The sequence below is a fragment of the Aestuariivivens sp. NBU2969 genome, from assembly GCF_019931125.1.
Classification (GTDB): Bacteria; Bacteroidota; Bacteroidia; order Flavobacteriales; family Flavobacteriaceae; genus Aestuariivivens; species Aestuariivivens marinum.
In genome coordinates this window covers 1-6,690 of sequence record NZ_JAIOUU010000042.1, presented here as the reverse complement: position 1 = coordinate 6,690, position 6,690 = coordinate 1, and the positions used below count along the sequence as shown (strand labels likewise).

At 35.3% G+C, this 6,690-nt stretch carries 6 protein-coding genes and 2 pseudogenes; all 8 read left to right on the top strand.

Annotated elements, in window-relative coordinates:
* Window positions 1-336 (top strand): annotated as a pseudogene (locus K7G79_RS14445) (hypothetical protein); the annotation flags it as partial.
* Window positions 337-468: 132 nt separating this feature from the next.
* Window positions 469-543: pseudogene (locus K7G79_RS14830) on the top strand (alpha-L-fucosidase); the annotation flags it as partial.
* A 122-nt stretch (window positions 544-665) separates the two neighbouring features.
* Entirely contained in the window at window positions 666-1,439 is a 774-nt protein-coding gene (locus K7G79_RS14435; RefSeq protein ID WP_223552309.1) for an RraA family protein, read from the top strand.
* 80 nt (window positions 1,440-1,519) lie between these two features.
* Window positions 1,520-2,926, top strand: a complete 1,407-nt coding sequence (gene uxaC, locus K7G79_RS14430; protein WP_223552308.1) for a glucuronate isomerase — start codon at window positions 1,520-1,522, stop codon at window positions 2,924-2,926.
* Window positions 2,927-2,940: 14 nt separating this feature from the next.
* Window positions 2,941-3,711 carry an SDR family NAD(P)-dependent oxidoreductase gene (locus K7G79_RS14425; RefSeq protein WP_223552307.1) on the top strand — a complete coding sequence of 257 codons (771 nt, stop codon included), beginning with the start codon at window positions 2,941-2,943 and terminating at the stop codon, window positions 3,709-3,711.
* 24 nt (window positions 3,712-3,735) lie between these two features.
* Window positions 3,736-4,989 (top strand): Nramp family divalent metal transporter, encoded by a 1,254-nt coding sequence (locus K7G79_RS14420; protein WP_223552306.1) that lies wholly within the window; start codon window positions 3,736-3,738, stop codon window positions 4,987-4,989.
* Between the two features lie 6 nt (window positions 4,990-4,995).
* Window positions 4,996-6,069 carry a mannonate dehydratase gene (locus tag K7G79_RS14415; RefSeq protein ID WP_223552305.1) on the top strand — a complete coding sequence of 358 codons (1,074 nt, stop codon included), beginning with the start codon at window positions 4,996-4,998 and terminating at the stop codon, window positions 6,067-6,069.
* A 51-nt stretch (window positions 6,070-6,120) separates the two neighbouring features.
* Window positions 6,121-6,567 carry an IS200/IS605 family transposase gene (gene tnpA, locus K7G79_RS14410; protein WP_223552304.1) on the top strand — a complete coding sequence of 149 codons (447 nt, stop codon included), beginning with the start codon at window positions 6,121-6,123 and terminating at the stop codon, window positions 6,565-6,567.
* Window positions 6,568-6,690: the final 123 nt, after the last annotated feature.

Sequence of the window (6,690 nt, the reverse complement as noted above, 5' to 3'; positions counted from 1 at the left end):
GGGGAAATTAATACAAAAGATGAAGCCTTGAATGATTATCTTGTTACCTCAGCAAAGTATGGAAGGATAAAATATGAGATTATTGAAAAAGGCTGGATTGTGATGCTGCTTGGGCACATTGGCGACCAAACAGGAGAATACGAAAAGAATAAAATAAGAGAGGCAATAGGACGGTACGATGAACTTTGGGAAGAATGGAAAGAACTGGAAAAGACCAGCCCTTCGTGTGCCACGATTTACGAACCCAACGGTTTTGCTATCCGCGGACATTTGGATATATACGGTAATCCTGAAACAGGTATTGGTGCTTCGGTTGATAAGTACCGAAAAATATAAGATTAATAAATCATGAGTAGAATTAAATATGCTGTTTCGGTGTTATTATTTTCATTTTTTTATTGAATCTCTGATGCACAAAATAAAGATCTGTCCTGGGAAGAATTACGTGAAATATAGGAATTCCCTACATGGTACACTGAAGCCAGATTTGGTATCTTGGCACATTGGGGTGCGCAGTCGCGCCCCGAACTTGGCGGTGGTTAGTATGCTAGGCATATGTATCAAAAAGATGTCGGATATCAAAGCTTTGGAAGAAAGGCCTATTTATATCACAATAAAACTTACGGACATCCTTCAGAAAAAGGCTTTAAAGATGTAATGCATGAATGGAAAGTCGAAAAACTGGATGCCGATACTTTGATGAAATATTAGAAATAAACAAACAAACTTTAATTAAAGTAAGAAACATGCAGACATGGAAAACCGATGACGAGCTTTTTAAAATAGCTAAAAATGAATTATTTGTGGCACTTGTTGGAGATGTATTAGATAAATTAGGATACCTACACCAATTTATTTCTCCAAACATAAAACCTTTACGTAACGACATGGTTGTTATAGGCAGGGCTATGCCCGTTTTAGAGGCAGATGTATTCGAAGAATCTGCAAACGTAACCAACAATCAGTTAATGAAAAAACCTTTTGGAATTATGTTTGAAGCTCTCGACAGTCTTAAAGAAAATGAAGTTTATATATGTTCTGGCTCATCGCCTCGCTATGCTCTTTGGGGAGGACTAATGAGCACAAGGGCTCTGAAATTAGGAGCGGTAGGCGCTGTTGTCGATGGGTTTTCAAGAGACTCTAATGAAATTGAAAACTTAAACTTTCCAACATTTTCTTTAGGTTCTTATGCCCAAGACCAAGGGCCAAGAGGAAAAGTCATTGATTATCGTGTGCCCATAGAATTCAACGGCATTAGAGTAAATCCTGGAGATATAGTTTATGGTGATCGTGATGGGGTGTTAATTGTTCCTCAAGAGGTAGAAAGGCAAGCTTTTGAAGGAGCTATAGAAAAAGCACGAGGTGAACAGCATGTGAAAAAGGCATTACAAAATGGCATGAGTACGGTTGATGCATTTAATAAATTTGGAATTATGTAAGAGCTTTGATACGTCTCTAAGCAAAATCACGAATAGGGATAACATGTTAATTTTTAACTGAAAACATTAACGATTTATTGATGAGAAACCCAATAGTAGATCAGAATTTTTTATTGCACAATAGTGTTGCCGAAACATTGTATCATGAGTATGCATCAAAGATGCCTATCATTGATTATCATTGTCATATAGAAGCTCAGGAAATTGCAGAAAATAGAATCTTTCAAAACTTATCTCAAATATGGTTAGAAGGCGACCACTACAAATGGAGAGCCATGAGAGCAAATGGGATTTCTGAAAAATACATTACAGGGGAAGCTACAGATTGGGAAAAATTCCAAAAATGGGCCGAAACAGTGCCATATACCATTCGAAATCCTTTGTATCACTGGACACATTTAGAATTAAAAAATCCATTTGGAATTCAGGATATTTTAAATGAAAATTCAGCAAAGAACATTTACGATAGAGCTTCTGAGAAATTAAGTAGTGGAGAGTTATCTGTTCAAAATATCATGAAAATTTTTAATGTTGAAAAGGTTTGTACAACAAACGATCCTATAGATCCATTAAACTGGCATGAACAAATTACACAAAGCGATTTGAAAATTGTAGTCTCTATGTCGTGGCGTCCAGATAGAGCTATGGATGTAAGAGATCCACTAGAATTTAATCGTTATCTAGGAAGCTTAGAAGAACTTAGTTCAAGCGCTATAGATTCTTATTCTGATTATTTACAAGTACTTAAACGTCGACATGATTATTTTCATGATAAAGGATGTAGACTTGCAGATCACGGATTGGAATTTCCTTTCCCAATAGATGTATACACAACGCAAGAAATAAGTTCGATTTTCTTAAAAATAAGAATGGGAAAAAAGCTGTCTTATAGTGATCAGCAAAAAATAATGAGTGCCTTGTTGTATGAATTCTCTGTTTGGAATTTCGAAAAAGGTTGGGTTCAACAATACCACATAGGTGCTCTAAGAGATGTGAATATTAAAGGTGTGCGGAATATAGGAAAAGCATGTGGGTTTGATTCCATTGCTGATTTTAGTTATGCCGCATCTATGGGAATCTTTTTAAACCGATTAGAAGAAGATAACCAATTAGCCAAAACCATTATATATAACCTAAACCCAAAAGATAATGAAATGGTAGCTTCCATGATTGGAAACTTCCAAGATGGCTCTGTGCCAGGTAAAATCCAATATGGTTCAGGTTGGTGGTTTTTAGACCAGAAAGATGGTATGATAAGACAAATCAACACACTGTCAAACCAGGGCTTGCTGAGTCGATTTATTGGAATGCTTACCGATTCACGTAGTTTTTTGTCCTATTCTAGACATGATTATTTTAGAAGAATTTTATGCCATATAATTGGAACAGACGTAGAGAATGGAGAGCTTCCAAATGATGCAGATCTGTTAGGGAAGATTGTACAAGACATATCTTATAATAATGCAAATAATTATTTTGATTTTTAATGCAATAAACACCAATGATGAATAACATAGAGAATATTACAGATTTAACAAATAAGGTCGCTTTAGTAACAGGAGGAGGTTCTGGTATAGGTCTTGGCATAGCAGAACAATTCATAAAGCTTGGGGCCAAAGTGGTTATAACAGGACGCGACTCAAAGAAATTAGAAGCAGCAAAATCGAAGTTAGGGACAAATTGCTTTTTTTACATTAATGATGTTACTAAAAAGAGTGAGCACCATAACCTTGTAAAAAATATAGAAGAAAAAATAGGCCCTATTGAAATTCTGGTTAACAACGCTGGAAAACATCAAAAAAAACCTTCAATTGAAGTCACCGATGAAGAGTTTCAAGAAGTAATAGACACGAATGTTAATAGCATTTTTTCTCTAACAAGAGAGGTTTTAAAATATATGATTATTAGAGAAAAAGGCTCTGTCATTAATATCAGTTCTATGGCTGCTCTTTATGGAATTCCTTTGGTTGCTGCCTACAGCAGCTCTAAAACAGCTCTTTTAGGAATGACTAGAGCTTTAACTTCTGAGTATTCTCATACAGGTATACGGTTTAATACCATTGCCCCAGGGTTTATAGAATCAAAAATGTTCAGAAATGCCATGGTACAAGATCCAGAACGAGAAAACAAGATTCTTTCAAGAACACCCGCACAGCGTTTTGGAGCCCCATCAGATATTGCTAAAGCAGCAGCATTTTTGGCTTCAGACGCTTCAGTATTTATTACGGGTATCTGTTTACCTGTAGATGGAGGGAATTCTATTGGCTTTTAATAGAATAATTTAAAAAGACAAAAAATGTCAAAATTTAAAAAACTTATTGCCAGTATATTGCCTGGGATTTTCCTGATTGGATACAATGTAGGCACAGGAAGTGTCACATCCATGTCTAAGGCAGGGGCCAATTTTGGATTAGACCTACTGTGGACTATTCTTATCAGTTGTTTGATAACCTATTACCTCATCGTGCTATTTAGCAAATATACCATGGTGACAGGAGATACTATTATTCAAGGCATAAAAAAATACATTCACCCTAGCATTGCTATCATTTTAATAACAGCACTATCTATAATTATATTAAGTGCATTAATGGGCTTGGTAGGTATTCTGGCGGATGTCTTGCAAGTTTGGTCTACAAGCATATTAGATCTTGGTATTTCATCACTATTTTGGGCAATAAGCATCGCTACAAGTATTTACATATTACTTTGGGTAGGGAACTATGCTTTTTTCGAAAAAGTGTTAGCGGTATTTGTAGCCATTATGGGAACTGCCTTTATTGCCACAATGTTTATCAACTTCCCATCTGTAGAAGAATTAGCTAGAGGTTTGGTGCCTACATTACCAGAAACTGCAGAAGGAAGTGATAACAGTCCTTTAATTATTATAGCTGGTATGGTAGGAACTACGGTATCTGTATTTGCTTTTATTATTCGTTCTCAGATTATAAAAGAAATTGGTTGGAAAATAAAAGATACAAAACTTCAAAAACGAGATGCATTTATTAGTGCTTCTATGATGTTTATTATCAGTGCTGCTGTAATGATTACTGCCGCTTCGACATTGCATGTACAAGGATTAACAATGAATAATGTTGCGGAGATGGTGCCATTACTTGAGCCAATTGCAGGAAAAGCAGCATTAGGAGTTTTTGTTATAGGTATTGTCGCCGCAGGATTATCATCGCATTTACCCAATTTACTAGTGATTCCTTGGTTGATAATAGATTATAAAAACGAAGAAAGAAATACTCAAACAAAAAAATACAGAATCATTTTATTTGTATTATCTGTTGTAAGTATTTTTGGTGTTGCTTTTGGTTTTAAGCCTGTGTTTGTGCTTATGTTATCTCAGGCATGTATTGCCATAATACTTCCAATTACGATAGCCTGTATATTTTATTTAACCTCAAAAAAAGCGTTGATGAGTAGCAATGTAAATCGTATTTATGACTTTATTATACTTAGTGTGATCTTAGTATTTTCAATTTATGTCAGCAGTTTAGGGATAGAAGGATTAATTGCCGATTTAGCAACTTTTTTAGTATAAGAAGAAATGAAATTAGGATTTGGATTATATAAACACATGCTCAATGATGCCCATTACCGTTTTGCAAAACAATGTGGGGCAACGCATATTATCATACATCTTGTAGATTATTTTGGGCATGAGAAAAATAATAAAGAAAATGCAAATCAACCTATTGGTCAACAAGAAGGATGGGGAACTGCCGGTGATGGAAAGCTATGGAGTTTGGAATATTTATTGAAAATAAAAAAAGAAATCAATAATCATGGTTTAGAACTGGAAGGGATTGAAAATTTTGATCCTGCCATGTGGCATGATGTTTTATTGGACGGTCCCAAAAAAGAAGCTCAAATAGAACTTATAAAAAAACAAATTAGAATCGTTGGAAAAGCAGGGATTCCAGTATTTGGCTATAATTTTTCGTTGGCAGGTGTATCCAGTAGAACTGTGGGAGCCTATGCAAGGGGTGGTGCCGTTTCTGTTGGAATGGAAGGAAAAGCTGATGAAACCCCGATACCAAATGGAATGGTCTGGAACATGGTATATGATGAAAATGCAACTGGGGCTTCACTTCCTAAAATTACCCATGAAGAATTATGGGTTCGTTTACAATATTTTTTAGATAACATCATTCCAGTAGCAGAAGATGCCGGAGTTAAGATGGCAGCACATCCCGACGATCCCCCGATGCCGTATATCAGACAAACACCTCGTTTGGTATATCAACCAGACATGTATCAAAAATTAATTGATATGAAGCCAAGTGAAAGCAACCAACTTGAGTTTTGTTTAGGTACTATAGCTGAAATGACAGATGGCGACGTACATGAAGCAACCGAGCAGTATAGCAGTCAAAATAAAATAGCCTATATCCACTTTAGAAATGTTGTAGGCAAAGTACCTAATTATAAAGAAGTGTTTGTAGATGATGGTGATATTGACATGTTACAAATTTTAAGGATTCTTAAAACGAACAATTTTGAAGGGGTGATGATTCCAGATCACACACCGCAAATGACATGCGATGGTTCTTGGTATGCGGGCATGGCTTTTGCCATGGGTTATATGAAAGCTGCCATTACTATTATTAATAGCGAATAGTAAATTTTGTTTTAAGACTTTTTATTGTACAAAAAAGTATACTTTCGAGAAATGAGTGAACATATTTTAAAAAGGCATAATAAAAGCTTGTTGCTTTATCATTTAGTTTTTCCATTGAAATATAGAAAATCAGTCATAACAGAAGAAATAGGCGAGGGTTTAAAAAGTATTTGTTTGGAAATTTCAGAACGTTATGAGGTACATTTTATAGAGATAGGTTATGAATCTAATCACGTACATTTTTTAGTTCAAAGTGTTCCAAGTTATTCGGTTTCAAAAATGATTAGAATGTTAAAAAGTATCACTGCAAAACAATTGTTTCAGAGATTTCCAGAGATTAAGGAAAAACTATGGGGAGGTAAGTTTTGGACTAGTGGTTTTTATGTAAATACAGTTGGACAATACTCAAACGAAGAAGTGATTAGGGAATATGTTAAAAATCAAGGAATGGAAAAAGAATATAAGAAATTGCATTCAAATCAACTAACATTGTTTTGATACCTCGATGGCTCTGCCTCGGGGTAGTTCATTGAATTAAGCCTCTGGAACCAGGAAATGAAAAAACTTGTGGAACCAGGTGAATTTGACGTGCTTGTAGGAAGCTCATCGGAAGATATCAGG

What these genes read in the sequence shown, in the direction of transcription:
- K7G79_RS14435 (WP_223552309.1), top strand. Translation starts at nt 666, where the DNA reads ATGGAAAGTCGAAAAACTGGATGCCGATACTTTGATGAAATATTAGAA.
- uxaC (WP_223552308.1), top strand. Translation starts at nt 1,520, where the DNA reads ATGAGAAACCCAATAGTAGATCAGAATTTTTTATTGCACAATAGTGTT.
- K7G79_RS14425 (WP_223552307.1), top strand. Translation starts at nt 2,941, where the DNA reads ATGATGAATAACATAGAGAATATTACAGATTTAACAAATAAGGTCGCT.
- K7G79_RS14420 (WP_223552306.1), top strand. Translation starts at nt 3,736, where the DNA reads ATGTCAAAATTTAAAAAACTTATTGCCAGTATATTGCCTGGGATTTTC.
- K7G79_RS14415 (WP_223552305.1), top strand. Translation starts at nt 4,996, where the DNA reads ATGAAATTAGGATTTGGATTATATAAACACATGCTCAATGATGCCCAT.
- tnpA (WP_223552304.1), top strand. Translation starts at nt 6,121, where the DNA reads ATGAGTGAACATATTTTAAAAAGGCATAATAAAAGCTTGTTGCTTTAT.